1 protein-coding gene and 1 pseudogene are annotated in these 1,077 nt (G+C 37.6%); both read right to left on the minus strand.

Annotation, left to right across the window (positions count from 1 at the left end):
- Positions 1–66: 66 nt before the first annotated feature.
- Complete coding sequence (gene istB, locus BM130_RS15115) at positions 67–801, minus strand: IS21-like element helper ATPase IstB (protein ID WP_074964431.1); 735 nt, start codon at positions 799–801, stop codon at positions 67–69.
- A gap of 15 nt (positions 802–816) precedes the next feature.
- Positions 817–1,077, minus strand: a pseudogene (locus BM130_RS15520) (hypothetical protein); the annotation flags it as partial.

The following is a 1,077-nucleotide window of genomic DNA, read 5'->3' on the forward strand; positions in this document are numbered from 1 at the left end:
TGTTAAAATAAGGAAGAAGTATACCAGGAATGTTCACGAAAAGTATACCACTAAAATAGGGGAAAATTAATCAATTTTCGCATAATCTTTAATTCTAAAACTTTCACCGTTAATTTTAATGATATATGCATGATGAACAATACGGTCGATAATAGCGGAAGCCAGAACATTATCACCAAAAACATTACCCCAATCTTCAAAATTTCGGTTAGTAGTAATAATTATAGAGGCCTTTTCATAGCGTTTACGTATAATTTCAAAAAAATCATCCAGGCCGTTAGCAGGCAGTTTTTTAAACCCGATTTCGTCGAGTATAAGCAAATTGGTATTTAGGAATTGGTTCAGGGTGTAATAAAAGGTACCGTCGGCACGCGAAGCAGAAAGGCGTTCAATTAGCTCGTTTACATGGATAAAAACAACCTTATAGCCTTGTTTGATAGCTTCCAGCCCGATTGCATTAGCCAGATGGGTTTTCCCCACCCCGGGCTTTCCCATTAGAACAATATTCTTGTTTTGGTTTAAAAATCGGCATGAGGCAAGTTCCATAATGAGCTTTTTGTCCAACTCGGGCTGGTATTTAAAATCGTACTCATCAATACTCTTCTGAGGATTGAGTTTTGATTTGCTGAAACGTTTCCGGTAAGAATTGGCAAGGCGATTGGCATATTCGTCTTCGACGAGCATTTCCAAAAACTCCATGTAAGAGATGTTATTTTCGAGAGCATATTTATTTCTGGTTTCCAGTGATTTTACGACCCCTGCCAGTTTTAATTCCCTTAATTTTGATTTTAACGCTTCCATTTTAGTTAGTTTTCATTAGTTAGATAATTTGTCGTAGATACTTAAATCATGATTAAAGCCATTTTCCCCTTTTACTGAGAGGTTTTCGGCCGGGGCCTGGTACAATCCTTTACTGCAAATATTTTTGACGCTCTGATAGCTGTAAGCTCGGTAAAACAGAGCCCTTTTGCAGGCCATGTCTACCACTGGTTTGGAATACCGGTTGGCCAGATTAAAGACACCTGTAATTGACTTTTGCCAGCTAAAAGGTTTATACTGTTTTAGTGCAATAAGAAA

Source organism: Thermophagus xiamenensis (assembly GCF_900112795.1).
In the GTDB taxonomy this organism is placed as follows: domain Bacteria; phylum Bacteroidota; class Bacteroidia; order Bacteroidales; family Marinilabiliaceae; genus Thermophagus; species Thermophagus xiamenensis.

Excerpts from the sequence above, each read along its gene's own strand:
- istB (WP_074964431.1), bottom strand. The coding sequence starts at position 801 with ATGGAAGCGTTAAAATCAAAATTAAGGGAATTAAAACTGGCAGGGGTC.